General features: G+C 37.2%; 20 protein-coding genes. 15 read left to right on the top strand and 5 right to left on the bottom strand.

What is annotated here, in order from left to right; translation table 11 throughout:
• Window positions 1-51 precede the first annotated feature (51 nt).
• The 6 genes from tnpC (QQL36_RS17800) (at window position 52) to QQL36_RS17775 (ending at window position 7,058) form a co-directional block, all read left to right on the top strand.
• Entirely contained in the window at window positions 52-1,869 is a 1,818-nt protein-coding gene (gene tnpC, locus QQL36_RS17800) for an IS66 family transposase (RefSeq protein WP_321568490.1), read from the top strand.
• Between the two features lie 82 nt (window positions 1,870-1,951).
• Entirely contained in the window at window positions 1,952-2,473 is a 522-nt protein-coding gene (locus QQL36_RS17795) for a hypothetical protein (protein WP_321568489.1), read from the top strand.
• A 111-nt stretch (window positions 2,474-2,584) separates the two neighbouring features.
• Window positions 2,585-4,348: an IS66 family transposase gene (gene tnpC / locus QQL36_RS17790; protein WP_083730637.1), complete on the top strand. Its 1,764-nt coding sequence runs from the start codon at window positions 2,585-2,587 to the stop codon at window positions 4,346-4,348.
• A 132-nt stretch (window positions 4,349-4,480) separates the two neighbouring features.
• The gene (tcmP, locus tag QQL36_RS17785; protein WP_321570491.1) at window positions 4,481-5,275 is read left to right on the top strand and encodes a three-Cys-motif partner protein TcmP; all 795 of its coding nucleotides are present in this window, start codon (window positions 4,481-4,483) and stop codon (window positions 5,273-5,275) included.
• Between the two features lies 1 nt (window position 5,276).
• Complete coding sequence (locus QQL36_RS17780; RefSeq protein WP_321570490.1) at window positions 5,277-5,996, top strand: phage Gp37/Gp68 family protein; 720 nt, start codon at window positions 5,277-5,279, stop codon at window positions 5,994-5,996.
• A gap of 18 nt (window positions 5,997-6,014) precedes the next feature.
• Window positions 6,015-7,058 (top strand): PIN domain-containing protein, encoded by a 1,044-nt coding sequence (locus QQL36_RS17775; RefSeq protein ID WP_321570489.1) that lies wholly within the window; start codon window positions 6,015-6,017, stop codon window positions 7,056-7,058.
• A gap of 113 nt (window positions 7,059-7,171) precedes the next feature.
• On the opposite strand, the gene QQL36_RS17770 is transcribed toward QQL36_RS17775, so the two are convergent.
• Together QQL36_RS17770 and QQL36_RS17765 are read right to left on the bottom strand one after the other, a co-directional pair.
• Window positions 7,172-8,782, bottom strand: a complete 1,611-nt coding sequence (locus QQL36_RS17770; protein ID WP_321570488.1) for a hypothetical protein — start codon at window positions 8,780-8,782, stop codon at window positions 7,172-7,174.
• Window positions 8,783-8,785: 3 nt separating this feature from the next.
• Window positions 8,786-9,490 carry a hypothetical protein gene (locus QQL36_RS17765; RefSeq protein ID WP_321570487.1) on the bottom strand — a complete coding sequence of 235 codons (705 nt, stop codon included), beginning with the start codon at window positions 9,488-9,490 and terminating at the stop codon, window positions 8,786-8,788.
• 572 nt (window positions 9,491-10,062) lie between these two features.
• Between QQL36_RS17765 and QQL36_RS17760 the strand changes: the two genes are divergently transcribed.
• The 5 genes from QQL36_RS17760 (at window position 10,063) to QQL36_RS17740 (ending at window position 17,136) form a co-directional block, all read left to right on the top strand.
• Window positions 10,063-10,710 (top strand): hypothetical protein, encoded by a 648-nt coding sequence (locus QQL36_RS17760; protein WP_321570486.1) that lies wholly within the window; start codon window positions 10,063-10,065, stop codon window positions 10,708-10,710.
• A gap of 376 nt (window positions 10,711-11,086) precedes the next feature.
• On the top strand, window positions 11,087-12,151 hold the full coding sequence (locus QQL36_RS17755; protein WP_321570485.1) for a Fic family protein: 1,065 nt from the start codon (window positions 11,087-11,089) through the stop codon (window positions 12,149-12,151).
• A 98-nt stretch (window positions 12,152-12,249) separates the two neighbouring features.
• Entirely contained in the window at window positions 12,250-15,228 is a 2,979-nt protein-coding gene (locus tag QQL36_RS17750; protein WP_321570484.1) for a TOTE conflict system archaeo-eukaryotic primase domain-containing protein, read from the top strand.
• Between the two features lie 38 nt (window positions 15,229-15,266).
• Complete coding sequence (locus QQL36_RS17745) at window positions 15,267-15,884, top strand: hypothetical protein (RefSeq protein WP_321570483.1); 618 nt, start codon at window positions 15,267-15,269, stop codon at window positions 15,882-15,884.
• 466 nt (window positions 15,885-16,350) lie between these two features.
• Window positions 16,351-17,136, top strand: coding sequence for a DDE-type integrase/transposase/recombinase (locus tag QQL36_RS17740; RefSeq protein ID WP_321570482.1), 786 nt, complete (start codon window positions 16,351-16,353; stop codon window positions 17,134-17,136).
• A gap of 66 nt (window positions 17,137-17,202) precedes the next feature.
• Here the strand turns inward: QQL36_RS17740 and QQL36_RS17735 are convergent, their stop codons facing one another.
• Genes QQL36_RS17735 through QQL36_RS17725 form a run of 3 tightly spaced genes read right to left on the bottom strand, consistent with a single transcriptional unit; the run spans window position 17,203 to window position 20,453 of the window.
• Entirely contained in the window at window positions 17,203-18,222 is a 1,020-nt protein-coding gene (locus QQL36_RS17735; RefSeq protein ID WP_321568520.1) for a tyrosine-type recombinase/integrase, read from the bottom strand.
• Window positions 18,223-18,226: 4 nt separating this feature from the next.
• Complete coding sequence (locus QQL36_RS17730; protein WP_321568521.1) at window positions 18,227-19,201, bottom strand: tyrosine-type recombinase/integrase; 975 nt, start codon at window positions 19,199-19,201, stop codon at window positions 18,227-18,229.
• Window positions 19,194-20,453, bottom strand: a complete 1,260-nt coding sequence (locus tag QQL36_RS17725) for a site-specific integrase (RefSeq protein ID WP_321568522.1) — start codon at window positions 20,451-20,453, stop codon at window positions 19,194-19,196. The genes QQL36_RS17730 and QQL36_RS17725 overlap by 8 nt, the downstream gene beginning before the upstream one ends.
• Window positions 20,454-20,626: 173 nt before the next feature.
• Between QQL36_RS17725 and QQL36_RS17720 the strand changes: the two genes are divergently transcribed.
• The 4 genes from QQL36_RS17720 to QQL36_RS17705 all read left to right on the top strand — a co-directional run bounded on the left by QQL36_RS17720 (window position 20,627) and on the right by QQL36_RS17705 (window position 23,093).
• A complete protein-coding gene (locus tag QQL36_RS17720) occupies window positions 20,627-21,403 on the top strand; it encodes a Mu transposase domain-containing protein (RefSeq protein ID WP_321570481.1) in 777 nt (258 codons plus the stop codon).
• Between the two features lie 29 nt (window positions 21,404-21,432).
• Window positions 21,433-22,170, top strand: coding sequence for an IS21-like element helper ATPase IstB (istB, locus tag QQL36_RS17715; RefSeq protein ID WP_321570480.1), 738 nt, complete (start codon window positions 21,433-21,435; stop codon window positions 22,168-22,170).
• 154 nt (window positions 22,171-22,324) lie between these two features.
• Window positions 22,325-22,648: a hypothetical protein gene (locus tag QQL36_RS17710; protein WP_321570479.1), complete on the top strand. Its 324-nt coding sequence runs from the start codon at window positions 22,325-22,327 to the stop codon at window positions 22,646-22,648.
• A gap of 1 nt (window position 22,649) precedes the next feature.
• On the top strand, window positions 22,650-23,093 hold the full coding sequence (locus tag QQL36_RS17705; protein WP_321570478.1) for a hypothetical protein: 444 nt from the start codon (window positions 22,650-22,652) through the stop codon (window positions 23,091-23,093).
• The last annotated feature ends 7 nt before the right edge of the window (window positions 23,094-23,100 follow it).

Genomic DNA, 23,100 nt, shown 5'->3' with positions numbered 1-23,100 from the left:
AGCAGCAGATCAAAACAATGATCTGCTTTTTTCGTTATAGTAATTGTTCCAATGAAAAAATCTGCCACTTCATATAAAGCCATGTATACTGCTTGTCTGCAACAACAGGCAGCATTGCAGCGTATTATATCAATGCAGCAGGAGCAAATGTTTGTTCAACAGGAACAATTACTGGTTTTACAACTGGAACGTGAAACGAAAGATGCCATCCTATTTGATCAGGACCAGCTGATATGTTATCAACAACAATTACTACTGCAAAAAGATGAACAACTGGAAGTTGGTAGACAAACCATTCTGCAACTTGACTCTCAGCTTACGCAATATGATAACCTGATTAAAAACCAGGATAAAGAAATAATCACTTTACAACAAGAAGTTACAAAACAGCATAAAGTAATAAATAGTTTGCTTAGAAGCCGTCATGAGTTGAAAGCCCTGAAAAAATGGGTCCATGGTATAAGAAGTGAAAGGAGGCCATTACAAACCGACATTACGGAACAGGGGCAAATTGTACAAGGTACGCTGAGCTTAGATGCGGATGAATATGCAGTATGCCAGATCAGTTCCCGTAAAGTAATTGCAGAACATATAAGACAGACAGTAGAGATAAGCCCTAAGACAAGAGGTGGTCGTAATGATCTGCCTAAGGGATTGGAGGAAGAAATTACTACTCTGGATGTAGATCCTCTTCCACTGGGCGCCAAATTAGTAAGGATAGATGAGCAGCGACAACTGGCCTGTTCTCCATTACGGTGGTATATTAAAGTGACCAGACGACCAGTTTATATCGTTGCATCTGAAGATGGATTATATGCTAAGAAGGTATCAGCGCCGCTGCCATCACATCCTATCCCTCGTTGTAAAGTAGATATCAGCATACTGATCATGCTGATAACAGATAAGTTTTTATATCATCTCCCGGTAGGGCGTCAATGGAAACGTTTTATTCAGTATGGAGTAAACCTGCCATATAGCACACTCGTTTATTATGTGAACAGGATCTGCGAAGTGCTAAGACCATTGTGGGAACTGCTATACCTGGAAGTCGTCCGAAGTGGAATTGTTCATGTAGATGAGTCGTCGTACAAAGTATTGGATGATACTAAAAAAAAGGGTAAAAAATCTCATATAGGCTGGCAGTGGGCAATATTGTCCCCTATCCAGCGAATAGCCTGTTTCCTTTATCAGCGGGGAAGAGGGAAAAAAGATATTGCAGATGTTTTAAGCGGATACAAAGGATATCTGTTGACAGATGCTTATGGTGTATACACTAAATATGGTCAGCAGCCAGGTGTTATACATCAAAAATGTATGGCCCATATAAGAAGATATTTTATGCGGGCCCTGGATAATGACAGACAGCTGGCCGCTTATGCACTGGATAACTTCTTTGGACCACTTTATAAGCTGGAAGCAAAATGCAAAGCTGCTGATATGGACTATGATGAAATTAAACAGGAGAGACAACAAAAAGCGGTACCCATATTAAATGCTTTTAAACAGTGGCTTCAGCAACAGTTGCCGCTTACAATACCGGGAACTCCCATTTATCAGGCCATCAATTATGCATTATCTAATTTTGAAGGCATTATAGTATACACTACTGAGGGATTTTTATCAATTGACAATAATTTACTTGAAGCGCAGATCCGCCCTATTGCCCTGGGCAGACACAATTTTATGTTTGCCGGTTCTCATAATGGTGCAGAACATGCTGCAATTATTTATAGCTTGCTGGCCACCTGCAGGTTGCAGGGTATCAATCCTATCCATTGGCTCGATGATGTACTGCGCAGAATAAGTGAGCACCCCAAAGATAAGTTTATAGAACTCTTACCCCAATACTGGAAACCGGCACGTGCCTGAATCTTAGATTAGGCCGCTTTCTTTTTTCTCCAAAATCCTTAATCTTGTAAAAGGAAATCACTCTTTAAATCCAATTATCAACATGGATAAAATATCAACACAGGAACAAACTGATGTTAAGCAGATTGCTGCGATCAAAGCCGAAATAGAAAGCAGAATGAATGATTTTGATTATGCAAATAATATAACTGATGAATTGTTCCGCTATCAGCCATTTATACTATCGACAATAATGGGATATAAGATGGATGTTCCCATGGAAGACTTACCGGACCTGATTAATTTATATGTGCTGATCTGGCTTTTTTACAGAGACAAGAAGAATGTTCGTAAGGTACAAATCACGGAGCAACAATATAGTAAGCAGGAATCCAGATTTGTAGAAATGCTGAAAAAGTATGAAACAAATATATCTACAGCTGCAAAAAATAAAATGATAGATGATGATCTAAATAGTTTTTATTCTAAATCTCTGTATGCAATGTTAGTATCGGAGTGCCGGGAGAATAAAATACTACATAGATTAAATCGTGAGTCAGGAGGTGCCGTATACGCAGGATACATTACCCTTATAAAATGTTTTGACGAGATTATTGCGAAGTAGTGGTAGCAATAATAATCCTCCTATCAGATGTTGACATTTTGATAGGAGTTTTTTTTTATTATCAATGACTCCCAACGTTAGAGGTTTACGCCAATACCATGACACAAAGCAGTGCGCCCTGAATTACTCACTTCTATAACAGATGCATTAAAACAAATCTCCACGCTAACGGAGACCAATGGGGAGTTGTTGGAATCTCTGACCAGAGAGAGAATAACGTTTGGTAAGATTATATATGACCTGAATAACCAGCTGGAAGCAAAGAATGGAGCATGTGATAAATTAAACCGTTATCTGAATCAGGCACATGAGATTATGCTTGATAGAGAACATCAGGTCATTGAATTGCAAAGCAGGATCGAAGCATTGGAAAGTGAAAATGCGCTCTTAAAAGAGCAGGTTGCTCAGGGAGAAAAGAAGAGCTGGCAGTTACAGGAGTTATGTGAAATGCTACAGGGTAAAAAGAGTGAGAAATTTATACCTGAACGTGAAAAAGTAGATGCGGCCATACAACAAACCTTAGGACCTGATTTTGATCTGACCGAACTGGAAGAGATTATAAGAGTAGCCTCCACAAAAGGCGATATTCAACAAGTGGATGACCAGATCCGGAAAGGCAACCGCAAAAAGAAAAAACATCTCGCTCATAAAGGTAGAAGAGTACAACCATCTTGTATAGAAGTAGTGACAGAAACAATTGACGTCGAAGGAGACAAGACAGGCCTGATCCCTATGGGCAAAAAAGTGACGACCTATTACGAATACAAGCCGGGTAAAATTATTAAAGTACAACAGGAGCGGCTTCAATATCGTACAGAAGATAAAAAGTTTGTCTGCCAACCAGTAGCCCCTCGTCTGGTAGAAAAAGGAACAGTAGGAAACAGCCTGCTGGCACACTTACACAGCCGCCGGTTTGGATATGGGGATCCATATACACGTCAGTTACGGTATATAAAAAGCACTACTGGCATCAGCTTCGCAGCATCAACGGTAAATGGTTGGGAAGAGGTGGCCTTTAAGAAACTGCTAAGGCTGTTGAGATGTATGAAAAAAGTAATTGTGCAGGCCCGGTATCTGAAGGTCGATGAGACAAGATTAGATTACCTCAATGATATTGGAGAAGGCAAACCATCCAGGGGTTGGCTATGGGTATTTTTATCTGAAGAACAAAAATTAGTATTGTTTGAATTTAACCCATCCCGCGGACATAAGGTTCCACAGCAGATATTAAAAGATTTTAAGGGCACGCTTCAGGCGGATGGCCTGGGTAGCTATGTAGCAGCTTTTAAAGATAATGAGGAGGTGGACCTAATGACATGCCTGTCCCATATCCGCCGCGGTTTTAAGAAAGCAGAGAAATATGATAAAAAGCTAGCGGCAGAAGCATTGACATTGTTCAACATCATTTACAGGATAGAAGCCTTTGCCGAAAGAAAAAAGATGACCGATGACCAGCGATTGGCATTGCGTCAGAAATATAGCGTTCCTTTTCTCGATAAAATACATATCTGGTTGCTGGAACAACAGCAGATAGATCATCTGCCAGGTACACCAATAATTAAAGCAGTTAATTATGCCCTGGGGCAATGGCACAAACTAAAAGCATTTACGACCCTTGGATACGTCGATGCCGACAACAATGGCGTCGAGAGGGCCATCAGACCCGTTACTACCTTCCGCAATAATAGCCTGTTTGCCGGAAATGAACATGGAGCAGAGAGAGTAGCACTTTTTTACTCCCTGATCGAGTCTTGTAAACTTAACGACATCGATCCTTATATTTATCTTAAAGATATCTATGACCGCCTTCATGATTGCCCAGCTCATGAACTTATTAATCTGTTGCCTCCATATTGGAAGAAGAAAAATACATGATTACATCAATTAGCAGATTAGCCCCGAATTACAAAGAACTTCATTTATAGCCAATACCATGATTACAGCAGCAAAGATAAGGGCTGTAAAACATTATTCTGGAATGCCGAGGTCCGAATACTTACTCCTGAAGTGAGAAGCTGGTCTGAACAAAAGTATAAATTAATTGGTTGTTACGCCGACATTTTCACACGTGGCATGAGATATAAGTGGGATAAATTGATATATATTGACTTATTTGCGGGAGCTGGATATTCCTTAATTAAAGGGAGTAGGAAAATCTTAAAATCTTCGACCCTAATTGCCATGGATATACCCATCAAATTTGACAAATATATACTGTGTGAAGAAAACCCAGAAAAGCTTTCAGCATTAAAAATCAGAGTGCAAAGAGAACATCCAGATTTAGATGTTGTTTTTATTGAAGGCGATAGCAATAGGCTGGTTGAAAAAATTAAGTCCGAAATTCCGTTACATTCAAAAACAACCAAAGTACTTCCGTTTAGCTTCGTAGATCCATATTCATTAAATTTACATTTTGCAACTATTAGACATCTAGGGCAAAATCTTATGGATTTTCTTATATTACTAGCGCTTCATATGGATGCCAATAGAAACTTTGATATTTATTTAAATGAAAATAGCACTAAAATCGATCACTTTATCGGAGATTCCAATTGGCGTTTGGATTTTCAAAATAGATTTTCATCTAATCATTCTAAATTTGTCAATTTCTTAGCCACAAAATATGAGGAAAACATGATTAATATTGGCTATAAAAAGCCCCCTGAATTTCACCAAATAAGATCCGATGACAAAAATTTGCCCCTATACTACTTAGCTTTCTATTCTAAGCATGAACGAGGAAATGATTTTTGGGCTAAAACTAAGAAATTCTCAAATCCGCAAACAAGTCTAGATTTTTAAAATGGCACAATCATCAATAGAATGGACTGAAATGACCTGGAATCCAGTTACCGGATGCACCAAAATATCTGCAGGTTGTAAATATTGTTATGCAGAGGTTATGGCCAAAAGATTGCAAGCAATGGGAATCGAAAAATATAAAGATGCTTTCAAAGTAAGATTACATGAAAACGCATTGTCCATTCCTTATACCTGGAAGAAACAGAAAGTTGTTTTTGTTAACTCCATGAGTGATTTGTTTCATGAAAAAGTTCCTCTGGATTTTATAAAAAAGGTGTTCAAGGTGATGAATGAAAATCCACAACATACATTCCAAATTTTGACTAAAAGGGCAGAACGCCTATCACAGATCCATAATGAGTTAAAATGGACTCACAATATTTGGATGGGAGTATCAGTAGAAAATGAGAAAGTTTTGAAAAGAGTAGAGTTCTTGAGAACTACAAATGCAAGAGTGAAGTTTTTGTCATGTGAACCTTTAATCGGCCCGCTAACAGAATTAAATTTATCAGGGATTGATTGGGTTATTGTTGGAGGGGAAAGTGGTCGAAAAGTAAGAGAAATGAAACCTGAATGGGTACTTGATATAATGGATCAATGTAAATCTGCCAACGTGGCCTTTTTCTTTAAACAATGGGGAGGAACTAGAAAAAAGAAAGCTGGCAGACTGCTGAATGGTCATACTTATGATGAAATGCCTCCTTTTCAAAAAAATAAATAGTAAACAAAGGTTAGCAATATGGAATACGTGTTTATAGACACATCGATATTTGAAAGCGAAAATTTTTTGGAGGGTAAACATATTCAAGAATTATATAGGCTTTCAACGGAAAAACATATTCAAATAGTAATGCCTATGATTACGTATAAGGAGATACAAGCAAGAATTATAAAGAGGACGGCTGAAGCATTAACGGGATATAAAGCATATCGTGAAAAGGCCAAAATTATAAGGAATATTCCAGCTTTAGTTAATCGATTTGAAAAGTTTAAAGAAGATGAGGTAATTCATGAGCTGTTGAGCCTTTTTGAAAGCAAGATGCAATCCGTTGGAACTCTCATAATTAATTATCCTGTTTTAAATATTGGCAATGTATTTGAGAAATATTTTTCCAATACTTATCCATTTAGTAGCGGAGAAAAAAAACACGAATTTCCCGATGCATTTACTATGGCATCATTAGAACAATGGTGTATAGAAAATTCTCAAAAATGTATTGTTATTTCTGCTGATAAAGACATAATTAATTATCGGAGTATATATTTAAAAATCACGTCTTCACTAGGCGAATACTTAGACGAAAAACTACGAAAATTAGAAATAGAAGCGAAGAGACAGAAGAGACTAGATTTAGCTACAAAATTATTCGAAAAGAAAAGAGAATTATTTATCAAGGAAATTGAAGAATGGGTCCAAAATGAACTGGAAGACAAATACACATATAGAAAATTCACTCCTACTGAGATAATTGAAATTGAAATTTACGACTCTGACGTTTTGCTTTACGAGGATTTTCAAATAACATCTATAAATGACCATTCTGTTATTCTTACCGGATTTGCAAAACTAATAATAGAGGTTGAGATTGAATTTCCTGATTATAATAATGGTTGGTATGATGAAGATAACCAGGAATGGAATTATTCGGGAACAATGAAAGAATCAGTTAGTAGAGAAAAGAATATCGATATAACCCTTGAAGTTGATATTCCAATTGCAGGCGATGAGTTTATGGATATAACCATTTCAGAAATAAATAACGGGAAAAGTTTAGAACTTTAATAGGCGATATAAACTGGTATTGAGAGAATCCCAAAAAAGTGGATCATACCCATTAAAATGAGGCATGATCCTTAATCAATTCTTAACTATATTTTGGAGTAATCTAACTTGATTTATCCATTTAAGTATTCATATACAGATGCAATAGCTGCACTTTTTACTAACCTAGCCCTTTTTTCCCCAACATAATATGCTGTTTTCAAGTTTTCCTCTGTAGTATTTAGAATATCTTCTATAGTTATTATCTTAATGCCCCTAAGTGTTTCTTTAATCCAATTTGTCAAATCTAATACATCGATAGATTTATTAAGTTCCTTCTCAAGAATTTCTGTTGTATCATTTTCTATAAAGTTTGGTATCTCATCAATCAAAGGTCTAAAACTAGTATTATTCATTCCAAATTCAGTCATCTTCTTAGACGTTATATTACGGGCAATTAATAAAGCAGTACTAGAAGGTGTTGCCTCTTGTGCAAACAAGCAGCCTATATTTATTAAATATCTTGTTCCAACTTCTGACATAGAAGATTTAATTCCTTTTCCGTGCTCTTGAATAATCCCCGTATACTCCAATAATCTTAATGCTTCCTTAACCGTTTGAGGAATATCTTTATGAACCCAAATAAAACAAGACGTTTGTCTATCACTACTTAAATAGTTATTATTTTTCTTTTGTAGTTCAACCAAAACAGTATTTTCAATAAAAGCCCGTCCCCAATCTATAAGTCCCTTTTGTCCTGGGTACTTTTCACTTAAATTAGTATGCTCGGCCAATAACTCTACCTTGTAAAACTCCCTAACTGTTTCATTCAATTGAGACGAACTTAGATTAAACGCTCTAGATATAGTTTTCAAAAGGAAACGAGGGTTGCCAGAAGCAGCATAGGCAAGTACTTCGAAATTATTTTTATTTTTTGAAATTTCATTCAATAATTTACTATCTGAATTAGCTTGTTTTTCAACGATTTCTCTCATTCTTTCAATGTAAGTAGATGAAAAAACATCTCTATTGATGTTAATAAACGTTGCATCCTGAGAATATTGAAAAATTTCACCATATGACGTAACACCAGGATAAACGGCTGCGTTACAAGATATAAATGGTGATCGGAGATCTCTGAATAAAGTAAAAAACTGCCTTTGCTGTTCAGGTCTAAATATATGTGCAGCCTCATCAATTAAAAGATTTATTCTTTTAATTTCTAAGTCTTCACAAATCTCTTGAATCGCATCTTTGAAATCATCAATGGTCGGTATTATACCTGTATCAATGTTGGCCCTTGGATTTTTCCAAGAATCTTCATAGTTCTTCGCAACGCCTTCTATTTTAAGCGAATCATCAGAATAAGTACCGCCACTTAATACGTTAATAGATTGTGGTATACTTGCTAGTAATCCCTTTCGTCTTAATTGCCTTATAATTTTAGTGCAAACCAAGGAGAGCATCCAATGAGTAAATTGCTTACGATCATTAGAATGAATTAAGGAACTTTTATTAAATGTAAGATATACGGGTAATACCCTCTCTTTTTTAAAACTTCTATTAAGTTCTTCTTCAGTCACCTTCATTAAAAATGATTTCCCAACACCTCGACTACCAACTAATATAATTGGAGAAATAGATTTTAATTTATCAATTATATCTCTATCCTGACTTGTTTCTACAAATAATCCAAGGATATCTTCATTGGGAATATCCTCTGTTCTGAACAGTAATTCTGACATTGTTTATCTATTAATTATTTCAATTATTTGACTTATAGAATTAAATTCATCGGAAATTGAACTTTCAATTTTTCTGACATTCTCAGATTTAAGGTGCTTTAAATATCTTAGACATAATGAAAAAAGTACTACTCTTCTTATAATATCGGCTTTAGTGTTCCATTCTTTAAAAAGTACTTCAGAGTACTCAAGGGTATTAGGAATTTTTTCAATGATAGTCTGGTTACCATGTACATATTCAGAGCATTCCCGATAAACTTTAGATGTTATTGCACTAAAATGATTTATTTCTCCCTTCAATTCAGGGAAAAATGCCCTGCAAAATTTATGTGAGAAAACTCCTTTCTCTTTATCCATTAGCTCATTCCAATATGTATCTCTTTCTCCAATCTTCCACAAATTCAACTCAATCTCATTAGCGGAGAACAATATGGCCACCAAAGTTCTCTCCAAAAAAAACCGAAGTCCCATAAAAGCCTGCTGATAAAGCCCCAAATTATTAGATAAGATGCCTATTTGATATTCTTTAATAGCATTATGAAGAATGCTTTCTTCGGGTCTTTCTTTTAATACATCTAACCAGTTTGCAAAATCATACAAGAACGAATGATTAGAAGAAAGTAAATCTAGATCTCCATCTTCTAATGATTTATCTAAAATGTTTAGGGCGTTTTTACCCATTTCGTAATAATAGTCAGTTACTTTCATGACTCTCGAAACATTATTTATAGTAAATTATATTTTGCCTCTCTAGCAATATTATATAAGCATTGGTATTAGGAGATTTAGACAAATAATTCCAATATATAAATCCTCAATCTTACACAATAATTTTTATACCAATTAAGGCCTTATGTGAACTATTAGCCAAAACTATAACCCGAATAGGTATAAAAATTGAACAACTAAATACTGTCCGATAGACTATTGAAAGACATCTAATTTCCTTAGCCTTAGTAATAAATGAACAAATAGTGGTAGAGTTTGCAAAATGCTAAGATAGGATTAACTAGTAAAATTAGAAATACCAACTAGTTTGTATTTTGAGTGGTGTGTATTATGTTGATGCTGGGCTAGTCGAAACGGATGAAATGACTATCTTTGGTGATAGAGTGAAGGTTAAAAACTAGTTTCCTCAATTTTTCAACTTTCACTTCTTGAAATATTCCCAGTTTTAGGGGTTTATACTTGTTACATTAATAGTAGCAATTTAATTTTTAACTAAAAAATATTGATTATAAATCACATAACTATAGCTTCCCTAAAAACCTCTAAAAGTAATGGAGAGTAATAAGAAATTTTATAATGAAGATAAGTATAAGGAGTTACATGACTGGATTCGTGAATTTTGGAAAATTACATATGAATGTAAACTTTGTTATTTATATTGTATTAGACTTTATGGTGCAAAGAACCAGGATGAAGCAGATTACCTTAATAGCTCAAAATTTTTCAAAAATACTGCCCATATTTATTGGCGCAATTTGGTAATAGAGGTCGCAAAATTATTCATACCTAGAGATGCTCATCATTATAATATTCAAAACCTAATAAAGTATTTTGAAAATAAACCAGAGTATAAGCAAGTCGGACTTAGCAGTGTGGTTTTGAAACAATGGGCTGATTTCCTAGAAGAAAAAAAAGAAACTATAAATGTTGTATGGGGTTTAAGAGATCGATTTTACAGTCATACTGATAAACCTAATAAAAAGGAGGAAGTAGATTATAGTAATATTCTTATAGACGATCTCAAACCCTTAATCGATATGGCTGAAGGTGTCATAAAAGAGGTCTATCATGTGGCTTTTGATTCTGATACAGATTTTTTTGTTGATTATAAAGATCGAGACTTTGATTTTCTTACCGTTTTATCAAATGATAGACTTAACAAAATAAATTACTGGAAACAAAAGCTCGAAGGGCAATAGATTAGCCATATCCCGTATATTTGCTATTGACAAGTAGAATGAATTGGGAAGCCTCCAAAACTGATAATCTTCCTCTTGGTTCTAAATCTTTGACAAGAATTTGACAAGCAATCTTCGTAAATAATTGATATTCAGAGCCCAGATCGTTCCAGTTCTGGGCACCTAAAATAGGAAACCCGCTCTAAGAGTGGGTTTCCTATTTTATAATAATTTACTACCCTATTTAATTCCTTGTTTTTTAAAAATATATAGGTTCGAAGTTCCCCTTTTTCCATTCCAGAAATCACCTCAGCCTCAATATCTAAATCAAATTCCCATCCTATTTTCGGGTATTTATAGATAATTTTATGGGTATCCAACAATTATATGGGTATTTATGGGTAAATTTATGGGTATGATAAATTCCGCTTCCTTAAACATAACGCCAGAAATACTATCACTAATAGCTGAAATAGATGAGTTCAAAGGAGCATGGCGTGCTTTGGGGCAACTTGCCCCTGAACAACTTTCTTCCTTAAAAAAAGTTGCTACAATTGAAAGTATCGGATCATCAACTCGTATTGAGGGAAGTAAACTTACTGATAAACAAGTAGAAGCCCTCCTATCCAATCTTGAAATACAAAAGTTTACAACAAGAGATGAACAAGAAGTAGCAGGTTACTCAACTGTTATGAATTTGCTCTTTCAGAGTTATACTGAAATCCCGCTCTCTGAAAACTATATTCAGCAAATGCATTCACTATTATTAAAACATAGTGAAAAAGATAATTGGCATCGGGGAAGTTATAAGAAATCACCTAATCATGTAGAAGCCTTTGATAGCACTGGTAAATCTATCGGGGTTGTATTTGAAACATCAAGCCCTTTTGAGACACCGATTCGTATGCAGGATTTAATTGAATGGGCAACAGATGCCTATGCGACAAAAAGCCTGCACCCGCTATTAGTCACTGCAATGGCTATTGTCGAGTTTCTTGCAATACATCCTTTCCAGGATGGAAACGGAAGGCTTTCCCGAATATTGACAACATATCTCCTGCTTAAGGAAGGATATCATTATGTTCCTTATAGTTCTCTTGAGGCCGTGATCGAACAAAGCAAGGAAGGGTATTATCTTGCATTACGGCAAACACAGGGAACACTAAAAAGTGAAAGTCCTGATTGGCAACCATGGCTGCTATTTTTTCTTCGTGCTTTACAACGACAAAAGAGACGGCTGGAAGCAAAGGTTGAAAAGGAAAATCTGCTCCTTATGCAACTTCCTGAATTATCCCTTCAGATATTACAATTGGTGCAATCCAGAGGGAAAGCAACTATCAGTGATATTGTTACTATAACCAATGCAAATCGCAATACCACTAAAAAACATTTAGAGATGTTGGTAGAGACAAAGCGTCTTCAGAAAAATGGAATTGGAAAAGGTACCTGGTACACTATCTAACCCATTTCATATGAGCTAATAATAGGCGAAAAAGACAACCTTATAATTTTCACATCGTATCCTTTTCGCCTTTAAACCAACCCATTAATCGATCTACTATGATCCCTGAATATAATATAAGCCTTTTCACTGCACTCTTCAAAGGCAGGCAAGATGTTTTCGCATTATACTGGGAAAACGGTAGTAAAACCGGCTATATGCCGGCTTATAATTTTGATCCATACCGGTATAAAGTGCACAAAATGAAAGGCGGTACGCTTAGTAATTTTCCGGAAAAAACATACCAACCATTAACAGAAGCACAGATATATAAACATTTAAACGGAAGCCACCTTATTGGTCTCTATCCCTTATTAACAGATGATACATCCTGGTTCATAGTCGCAGATTTTGACGAAGAAACTTGGGTAGATGATAGTCGCAAGTTTGTGGCCTTTTGTCAGAAAAAAGAAATTACAGCTTACCTGGAACGCTCTCGTTCTGGAAATGGCGCGCATGTCTGGGTATTTTTCGAGCAGGCCTATCCGGCAATGAAGAGCCGGAAAATAATGCTTTCATTACTAATAGAAGCTCGTATCATATCAACATTCGATAAAAATTCCAGTTTTGACAGACTATTTCCTAACCAGGATTCACTTTCCGGAAAACCACTTGGTAACCTAATCGCACTTCCCTTTCATAAACCGGCCATGGATAATGGGAATAGCTGTTTTGTTGCTCCTAAAACAATGGAACCTTATCCAGACCAATGGCAATTTCTTACTACCGTAACTAGAGCGTGCATAGCTACCCTGGATAATCTGTATGCTAAGTCGCCCCCTTCTGAATTATCAATAAATACGCTGCCTAATCAAGGCTTAACTATATATTTAAATAACGTAATCACTATAGCAAGAAATGGCCTGCCTGTAATTCTGATTAACTATTTACGAGAAGAGCTGAATATTGCTAACACAGAATTCTTTATCCGGCAGAAGGCAGGTAAAAGCACATATAAAAGCAAACGCTATTTCAAATACATTGAAGAAACAAGCGATCTTATTTTTATCCCCCGTGGCTTTATCAGAAAACTGCTTGATTTTTGTAAGGAAAAAAATATCGTCTACAAATTAGAAGATCAACGTAAACAACAACCTAACCAGCTTTATCGTTTTGAGGCAACATTGCGGGATTATCAGCAAATTGGTGTTTCCGCAACAGAAAATAAGCATATAGGGGTAATAGTGGCACCTCCCGGTTCTGGTAAAACCTTGATAGGATTAAAAATAATTGCCAATAAACAGCAATCTGCTCTAATTGTAGTTCATAGAAAGCAGTTAATGGAACAATGGGCAGAACGAATCACTACTTTTCTAGGCATTCCCGATCACGAAATAGGGAAAATCGGACAGGGAAAATATAAGCCAGGAAAGCTAATAACATTGGCAACGATTCAAAGCCTTGCAAAAGCGATCGCCAATGAATCTAATAAGGATCTTACCAGCTCATTCGGAACTATATTGATTGATGAATGTCATCATATTCCTTCAGAAACGTACCATACTACAATCCAACAGTTCAAAAGCTATTACCAGTATGGGCTTACTGCGACTCCTTTCCGTAAATACAGCGATGGCAAACTTATCTTTATCCATTTAGGTGAAGTTATTGTAGAAATCGATAACCATCAGGTATCGATTTCTCCTCAGGCAACAATAATTATACGAGACACATCTCTGGATGTACCGTTTAACCAGAAAACCGACCGATTTGAAACCTTGTCTAAAATCCTGGTACATGATTCAACAAGAAACAATCTGATCCTAAACGATATAACCAAAGAGCTCAGTAGCGGAAAACGTATCGTGGTGCTAACTGAACGTAAAGAGCATATTGATTCATTATATCAATATCTGAAACAATCATATGAAGCAATCACATTAAATGGAGAGGATAGCGCAACCAGCCGTGATACCAAATGGAAACTACTAAAATCCGGAAATTACCAGGTGTTGATAACCACTGGACAATTCTTTGGAGAAGGTACCGATTTGGACAATGCTACGTGCCTCTTCCTTGTCTATCCATTCTCATTTGAAGGAAAACTCATTCAATATATTGGCCGGGTGCAACGATCAGAAATAGCTCCCGTCATTTACGACTACCGGGATATCAGAATTGATTACCTGAATAAACTGTTTTTAAAACGAAATACCTATTACAGAAAATTAATTCGACAGAGATCGTTATTTGATGATCCAGTCGAAGAAATTACGCCAGTAATTAGAAGTAACTCGCTTACCATAGAAAAAGAAGTTAACGTACCTATAAATTCACTCGAATTCAAATATGGAGCCATTGGTTTCTCTTATATTTATAAGGAACCAGATGAGAAACTTGAATTTGAAATAGCGCATGAAGATATAAGACCAGAATTTGAGGTGCTGAAGCCCTATTTCATTAAGGTATTTAAAAACAGAAACATTACGGCCTCCATATTTGCGGAACTGGAAAATGGAGTGCTGGTATCACAATCCGCAGATTCAGCCGACATAAAGAGAATCAATAAAGAAATCATTGAGGGGGTGCGATTCAGATTTGTGACAAAAGTAATCCTCAATAATTCTTCTTTACCTGAACGAAATGTATTGGATATAACTCAGCTACAAAACGGACACCCACTTTATGAATCCGGGGAGGAATTGATTGCAGATATATTAAAGAATCCTCAATTTAAGCATCATCAACAACTTCCCTATCTGGCAGAGAAACATGCCGGACATATACTGAAAATCCGCTTTGTTCTTCAACCATTCTCCTTTGTATTTCTGATAGAAGGAGAGGAAATGTACCACCTAATATTAGAAACTCTGGATACAGAAGAAGCCAGTTATATCTGGTATTTCGAAAAGCAGCGGTCGCTACTGCCAATGTATTTAAAAGACTTAGACAAGCAGCTGGATATTATCAGACAACAAGGCAGACAAGCCTTCATTACTGCTGCCCCAGAAAATTTTAGCCGGATTGTTCATGACTATAGCAACGAACAGAAAGGCTTCATTACTTGGAAGTTTATGTTGGAAGAACGTCTGATTTAGTAACTTACAATTCATATCATTCACAAATCCCCGAAAATATGAGTAAAAGTGAAAAAATGAGATACATAAGAAATGTACCCATTCCTTTCCCCCTTGAAAACTATACAGCACAGCTGAAGATGATAATGGAAAAAAATCCTTCCAGCCCTGCTCATAGTTTCCTGGATGAACTTATTCAGCGTGACCGATCAATTGCTTATGAAATGATAGCCCGGTTTGTTCCAATGGAAACGACTGCTGAAATACTCACCTTTCTAAAGGCCTTTATTGCGGAAGAAAAAAAGGGAGACGATTATATTAGCGATGATGGTCAGAATGCTGTTGAGAAAATTGCGAGAAGTCTTCTGGAGAGAGGGAGAGAATCAATCAATGCAAAAAACTACCTTACTGCTGCGGAAACTGCCTTTGCTATTATTCTCGCGATTGAGCCCGAACTTTGTATGGTATTAGATGAGGGTTGGACTTATCAAATGATTCTTATTGAATCCTTCGAATATTTAGGTCAGATCGGCAAACTGCCACTAAGTCCGGATGTATTTGATTTATTACTGCAACAGACTATTAAACACTTCAAAAGCATACGTGAAGAAGATCGGTATGTCGATGATAAATGGAAAGAATTAATGCTTACATTCAAAAAGGGAGGTACTCAGTAATCATAAATGCGTGTAGAGATGCTGCTAAAAATACACAGATGCAAGGTAATATAATCCAATCATTCAATATTCATTCCAGTACTATCGTCGATTTTAATAGAATGCTGATCACAGGTTCTTGTTCTGATAGAGAAGGATTAGGAATAGCCGTTACGGAGCTTTTATATGACCTTTTAGCGGAATGGTCTGGGTATTGTCTACGACGGAGGTCAATGGGCCAGTTAAAACGGAACATGCTGGGCCAATAGAAACGGATTATTCTGGGCCAATTTAAAAACAGTTATCTCACCGGAGGCCATTGGGCCAAACTAAAGAAAATTGACAAGAAACGGAGGTCATTGGGCCAATTGTCAAGTTTATTCCGGACTTCACTGGGCTAATTTATAATATAATTTTCTCCTTAAACGGAAGTAATTGGGCCACTTTCCATGATTTTAATAGCCTTGTACTACTAAAAACCAGGTACATGGCAGGTCAACGCATTAACATCATGGAGATACGTTCATTGATTGCCCTTAAGCAAAAGGGATGGAGTAACCGTAAAATTGCTGGTTACCTTAAGATCAACCGTAAAACGGTCGACAGTTACATGGCTCGTTTTAAGGAGATGGAGCTGACTTGTGAAGATCTGACAGTGCTGGAAGATGCAGAGCTGATAGATTTATTTTCTGAAGATAGCCAGACTGAAAAAGAGCGATATGAGATATTGGCCGGTTACTTTAGTTATTTTGAAAAGGAATTACTTAAGCCAGGCTGTACTATTGGTGCGCTTCATGATGAGTACCTGCTCAAGCATCCCGACGGTTATCGTCACACACAGTTCTGTTGGCATTTTAGACAATGGAAGAAGAGAACCACTCCAGGGGGTAAATTAATACATAAAGCGGCGGAGAAGCTGTTTGTTGATTTTTGTGGAAATAAATTATGTTATACAAATAAGTCTACCGGAGAACTGATAGAGGTGGAAGTATTTGTTGCTATACTACCCTGTAGTCAATATACTTTTGTTAAAGCTGTTCCCTCACAAAGGCGTGAAGATCTTATAAGCAGCCTTGTGTCCTGTTTAAAATGGTTGGGAGGTGTACCACAAGCAATAATATCAGATAATCTAAAATCTGCCGTTAATAAGGCGCATAGATACGCCCCTATAATTAACAAAACACTAGCCAACTTCGCATTATTTTACGGATGTGCTGTTGACCCTGCCAGACCATATCATCCGCAGGATTATGGAAACAAATATGTTATGTAAACTTTTGACGCTTAACCCGAGTACTTACAAGACTTTCCTTACTCAAAAGTTTACATAACACTTCACTTATTTGGCAAGGCTTTCCAGCCAGTTCAACAGCCCTTTGTCTTTTTGCCAGGATGGATCCTCAGAAAGATCTGGAGAAAGACTTGTTTTCTCTATCGCTTCTCGTTTCTGCCTGTTGTCGATTCTGGCATATATTTCGGTCGTAGTCACTGACTCATGACCTAAAAAGTCTCGTATACATATTAAGTTCACGCCGTTCTGTTGCAGCATCATAGCTTTGCTGTGCCTTAAGGAGTGTGGACTTACATTGGCAGGTATTAAGGCTTGGTTTATTTTTCTAGCAGCCGCACTATACTTTTTCAGTATCATGGTAATAGCCATTCGTGTTAGTTTGCTTCCTCTTCCATTACTGAACAAGGGGTACTCAGTGGCCTTCCCTTCTAAAAGCCTGTTTTCCTGCATATATATCTTTAACGAGGCTGTCGCCTGATCTGACAATGGGATTAGCCGCGTTTTATTTCCTTTTCCCGTTACCCTTAACAAAGTTGGTTTTCCAAAATTGACTCTGGCGGGAACCAGATCAGCTATTTCCTGAACCCGTCCGGCACAATCGTACATAAGCGACAAGAGCGTCAGATCCCGCCTTCCTTTAGGAGTAGATGTATCCGGCTGGGCCAATAATAGTTTCATGCCGTCAGCACCTAAATAAACTACTGTTGCTTTGGGGGCTCGTTTCACTTTGATAGCAAGTATCCGCTGCCATTCTTCCATATAATCCGGAGACTTATATATCAGGAAGCGGACAAAAGCATGGATAGCAGCCAGACGCACATTTCGGGTGGATATACTACATTTCCTTTCGGTCTCAAGCCATTCTAAAAAACCAACGATACGCTCCTGTGTTATGTCTATAAATTCAAGATGATCCACTTTTATGTAGTGATTATCGCGCATATGGATAATAAAAAGGCTTATTGCATCCCGGTAAGCAGCAACGGTATTCTTCGAGCAACCTCTTTCTCCAACGAGATATTTCACCATAAAGTAGGTTAAGTATTTGGCAAATTGAGTTTGTTTCATACGATTACTGGCTTTTGAGGTGAGGAAAGATATATAAGCAGATGCTATCGGTCTGACTTATTAGATCAGGGTACATTTCCGAAGTCATTCTTACATACCTGTCAGTTGCTGCTATAGACTGATGGCCAATATAGGTAGACAGTATGGGAAGTATATAGTACAGATCTTTTCCTTCCTTTGCCAGGGAAGCCATGGATTTAACACAAAAAGTGTGTCGAAGATCATGTATCCTCGGACCAACTGTTTTTCCACGACGTTGTATAGAGGCCGCTTTTAGTATCTTAGTCCACCAATGAAAGAAGCTATTTGGTGGACAAGGGCAGCCATTCATCTTAACAAAGAAGCAATCACTGTGATGAGGAAGCAGTTCTCTGTATTTCCTGTACTGCCTGCAGACTTCGACCAGCGATTCTGATAAGGGCACCATCCGGTCTTTACCGTTTTTACAGTTGCGTAGAACGATATACCCTTGATCAAGATTAACGTCTTTGTTCAATAATGCCGACGCTTCACCGATTCTAATACCAGTTCCTGCCAGCATTCGAAAAAAAGCCGGTAGTACAAAAAGGTTGCTTCTGGCATGCTTATCATAAAGATCCAGTGTGTCGCAGGCTTTAAAGATAGCTCCTAGTTCATCATCAGAAAATATATAAGGAATGAAGTTGTCATGTTTTGTAAATACCTTACAGGGAATATAAGTATCATATCCAAGATTAGATAAATAGATAGCAAACTGACGTAAAAAGCAGTTTCTGTGGCTCCAGGTATCTGTAGCTTCATCAGGGCGCCTGTTACACCATTTTTCAGCCAGTTCTTTTGTAATGGTTACGGAAGAAAGTCCTTCTTTGCAAGCAAAAGCATCAAAAGCAAACAAACTATACTTCTGAGCTTCAGATCTAAAGCCAAGGTTCTTTCTCATATTGATATACTCCTGAACAATAGGCGCCAGTATACCAGGGTTCTTATATTTATTATTCATAAAATGCTCCTCCTTTTTGCGTATAAAACGCTTCAGAAACAACCGGCACTTCCATCGCACATTGGCGTAACGATTCCATATCTATGCGCAAATAGCACATCGAGGTTTGTGTACTGGCATGCCCGAGCAATTCTGATATAACGGGTAAGGGCGTTTTCTGCTCTAGTAAGAAACTGGCCATTGTATGTCGTAATGCATGTGAACCATGTTTTCGCTCACCAATAAAGACTCCTGACTTTGTAATATTCCTGCTCGCCGTCAATGACACTCTCTTAGCACTAATCGGTATAACAGGGAACTGCTTTTCAAGAAAAACATGCGCATCATTGGAGGTTGGTCTTGCATATTTGATATAATCTATGAGGGTTTCGCCAACATCTGTGGTTAACGGAAGCACCACTTTTTCATTTGTTTTAAACTGATTAAAAGATATACTATTCTCAGTCCATCGAATATTTTCAAACTTAAGCCGGCTAATGTCAGAAGCTCGCATTCCCAAGCGTACTGCCAGGATTAGCAGAGCATAATCTCTCTTTCCCAAAGCGGTGCTTCTATCGATAGAGTTTAATATCGTACGTACTTCGTCTTTTGTATAGGTCGATGGCAGCTTTGGTTGCTTTTTATAATTGTCTTTAGGAACAATTACAGAAAAGTCTCTGGCTGTCTTATTTTGTTCATACAGATATCTCAAAAAACCTTTGATTATGGACAAGGCAAGATGTTTAGCTCCCGCAGCTTCAGGCAGTAAGTTTGACGTGTACTTCATCAGGGCGAGTGAAGATATTGTATTGCAGGCGTGTATTTCACTTGCATTTAAGTACTTTAAAAACTGGTATAGATAATAGGAGTAACTGTGCAATGTTTTGACATTCAACCTCAATTTTCTTTTGGATTCGACATAAGCTGCAATTTCATTACCAATTTCTCCAGAAAGTACTACACATTCCCTGCGACGTATCACTTCAATCATCCTGCCTGTCTCTGCAAATTGTATTAAACATAAGGCGCACCGCAGGGAATGCTTTTCGTGATGCGTTAATGATGGTATTGGCCGCAAACCATAGGTGGCGTTGATATAATCGGCGACTGTTGTTGAGGAACAATGAACAATCTTGTTAATATCCATGTACTTTTTAATCCTCCCCCAGATCCAGTTATACATAGATATAGTAGATTCGCTTCTACCTATGTCTTTAAGATATCCAGAAGCCGCCTTTGTTAAAGCTCCATAAGAGCGGTAAACTTTAGTCATAATATTATCTTTTAAGGGGAAGTGACATTACTAACCCATGTAGAAGATAATATTATGTAAACTTTTAGTGCAGGATATGGCTGTAAACAGTGGATCTTAGTCGCAAAGTTTACATAACATATTTGTTTCCATAATCCTGCGGATGTAAATATTTACATAAGCAGGATAAGGCATTGGTTGAGCGCGCTGTGGAACTGGTTTACCAGCGCATCTATTATCCTCTATCAAAGGATATTTACTTCTCACTAACAGACCTCAATGAACATATCAGTAAGCTTCTGATAAGATATAATGATTTATTATTTTCTCATGGCGGCAGCACCAGGAGGCAAGAGTTTATTGATACAGAAAAAGAATGGTTACAACCCTTACCCACAGGAGAGTACCAATTAAGACAATATAAAAGAGCAAAGGTTCAAAAGACCTCTTTTATATACCTTAGTGAGGACAAAAACTATTACAGTGTTCCATACCGATATCAGGGATTGCAGGTCGAAGTTCAATATAACCAGGACATAGTCGAGATCTTTTACAACCATACAAGGATAACCAGCCATAAGCGCTCCTTTAAACCAGGATATTATACTACAATTGCTGATCACCTGCCATCTACTCATCAGGCATACAACTCCTGGAGCCCACAGTTCTTCGAAGATCAGGCAACAAAAGTAGGACCATCAGCTATAGAATACATAAGGAGGTTGATATCACAATATGCTTATCCGGAAATTGGTTATAAACAATGCCAGGGCATTCTTGCTTTGGGGCGTGATTATACTAATCAAAGGTTGGAGAAAGCCTGCCTCCGCGCGCTGGAATACCATAAAGCCAGTTTTTACACTATAGAAAAAATCTTGAAACATGGGCTTGACAAAGAAGAAGAACCTTCTGTTGAGAACTATTGTATTCCTCCTCACAGCAATATCCGCGGAGCTTCTGAATATAAGTAACACACAGTTTTATCATCAAATCAAACTATATGAATGAAAACAGTACAATAGAAAAAATGCATCGCATGCATATGAAAGCCATGGCAGGACTATACCACCAGGCACTATCAGATCATCTTTATAACAATTATACCACAGATGAGTTCCTTACTCTTTTGATTGATACCGAATGGGAACACAGGCAAAAAAGCAAGATAGATGGGCTGATTAAGAAAGCGGGATTTAAACAGGTTGCCTCACCTCAAAATATAGATTACCAAAGCAACCGAAACCTGGATAGGAATGTTATAGAACGGCTGCTTACACTACAGTTCCTGGAAAGATCAGAAAATATAATCATTACAGGTCCCACTGGGTCCGGAAAATCATTCCTCGGACACTGCCTGGCAACGAGAGCTTGCCAGTTTTTATATCGGACACAATATTATCCGGTGGCAAGATTACTGGACAAAGCCAAACTGGCACGATTAGATGGGACCTACTCCAAGTTAATAAAAGCTATAGCTAAAATCCCCCTGATAATGTTAGATGACTTCTTATTGACTACTGTTGACCAGGCTGCGGGAAGTACTCTGCTCGATCTGATTGAAGAGCGATATGAAAAGAAGGCGACTATTATCGCAACCCAGATACCCGTCGATCAATGGCATGGCTTAATTGGAGAGAGCACAATGGCCGACGCGATTTTAGATAGACTGGTTTACTCGTCTCATCGAATAGCTCTAACAGGAGAATCATTTAGAAAAAAGAAGAAGCTAAGTGACTAATATCAAATCATTACCGTAAAATTGCATTGGAAAGTGGCCCAATGACTCCGTTTTAGGTGGCCCTACATCAACCGTTTTAACTGGCCCAATATCACCGTATTAGACAGGGTATAACCAAACTTTACAACAGTGGACTCATGCCGAATGGAAGGATATGGTTAATATGCTTTTTATTCATGCGTATAATGAACCTGCATCCATTATGCTTCAAATTGGTATCAACTGGGAGGGAATCTATTTGCAAATGACCATTGAGGATCAGGAGGACTTTATGATTTCATTGCCGGATAATGTAAATACATACCTTTTAGCATTACCTCAATTAGGCAAATTTGAGATTAGTGACGATAATAATGATTTAATGATAATGTGGACATATGAAAATTACTCTATAATCGATATTGCTACCAATGGCTGTACTGCTTTCTCACTGATGTATTCACTTTGCCAGGAACTTAACAAGTTTGAAAATAAATGACATGAGTAATGGATTTAAGAAAAGCGAAGAAAGGATTGAACAGATATTTAAAAATAGTTTTGAAGACACTTCCAGGCGAATTGAAACACTTTTGTTCTACAAGTCATACCTGGAATCAAACTTAAAGTTACCCCTTCACATCACCGGAATTGAAGATTTTAAATGGGAAGAGTATTACATTTTCGGTCCGGGAGAAAAAGAGGAATACGAGACATTAAAGAAAACTCGTCCGTCTTATACTGACATATTCAATATGACAAGTTTTGATTCTTATTATGATGAAGAATATGGATTATTTGCAAAAGTCACCAGGATTTCTGATAAGAAACGGTTCAAGCTCCCCCTGGCAGATATGACGGCCGTAGATAAAAATCGCTGGAATATCAGCTACTTGAAGACTATTCCATATGGGTCATTAATTATTAGAAGAATGTCTGATTTATGAAATTGAG

Origin of the sequence: Chitinophaga sp. LS1 (assembly GCF_034274695.1) — a bacterium.
Lineage (GTDB): Bacteria > Bacteroidota > Bacteroidia > Chitinophagales > Chitinophagaceae > Chitinophaga.
This window is presented reverse-complemented; position numbering and strand designations above follow the sequence as displayed.

Excerpts from the sequence above, each read along its gene's own strand:
- QQL36_RS17735 (WP_321568520.1), bottom strand. The coding sequence starts at position 18,222 with ATGAAACAAACTCAATTTGCCAAATACTTAACCTACTTTATGGTGAAA.
- QQL36_RS17750 (WP_321570484.1), top strand. The coding sequence starts at position 12,250 with ATGATCCCTGAATATAATATAAGCCTTTTCACTGCACTCTTCAAAGGC.
- QQL36_RS17740 (WP_321570482.1), top strand. The coding sequence starts at position 16,351 with ATGGCAGGTCAACGCATTAACATCATGGAGATACGTTCATTGATTGCC.
- QQL36_RS17705 (WP_321570478.1), top strand. The coding sequence starts at position 22,650 with ATGAGTAATGGATTTAAGAAAAGCGAAGAAAGGATTGAACAGATATTT.
- QQL36_RS17775 (WP_321570489.1), top strand. The coding sequence starts at position 6,015 with ATGGAATACGTGTTTATAGACACATCGATATTTGAAAGCGAAAATTTT.
- tnpC (WP_321568490.1), top strand. The coding sequence starts at position 52 with ATGAAAAAATCTGCCACTTCATATAAAGCCATGTATACTGCTTGTCTG.
- QQL36_RS17755 (WP_321570485.1), top strand. The coding sequence starts at position 11,087 with ATGGGTAAATTTATGGGTATGATAAATTCCGCTTCCTTAAACATAACG.
- QQL36_RS17795 (WP_321568489.1), top strand. The coding sequence starts at position 1,952 with ATGGATAAAATATCAACACAGGAACAAACTGATGTTAAGCAGATTGCT.
- QQL36_RS17725 (WP_321568522.1), bottom strand. The coding sequence starts at position 20,453 with ATGACTAAAGTTTACCGCTCTTATGGAGCTTTAACAAAGGCGGCTTCT.
- QQL36_RS17760 (WP_321570486.1), top strand. The coding sequence starts at position 10,063 with ATGGAGAGTAATAAGAAATTTTATAATGAAGATAAGTATAAGGAGTTA.
- QQL36_RS17745 (WP_321570483.1), top strand. The coding sequence starts at position 15,267 with ATGAGTAAAAGTGAAAAAATGAGATACATAAGAAATGTACCCATTCCT.
- QQL36_RS17770 (WP_321570488.1), bottom strand. The coding sequence starts at position 8,782 with ATGTCAGAATTACTGTTCAGAACAGAGGATATTCCCAATGAAGATATC.
- istB (WP_321570480.1), top strand. The coding sequence starts at position 21,433 with ATGAATGAAAACAGTACAATAGAAAAAATGCATCGCATGCATATGAAA.
- QQL36_RS17730 (WP_321568521.1), bottom strand. The coding sequence starts at position 19,201 with ATGAATAATAAATATAAGAACCCTGGTATACTGGCGCCTATTGTTCAG.
- QQL36_RS17780 (WP_321570490.1), top strand. The coding sequence starts at position 5,277 with ATGGCACAATCATCAATAGAATGGACTGAAATGACCTGGAATCCAGTT.
- QQL36_RS17710 (WP_321570479.1), top strand. The coding sequence starts at position 22,325 with ATGGTTAATATGCTTTTTATTCATGCGTATAATGAACCTGCATCCATT.
- QQL36_RS17765 (WP_321570487.1), bottom strand. The coding sequence starts at position 9,490 with ATGAAAGTAACTGACTATTATTACGAAATGGGTAAAAACGCCCTAAAC.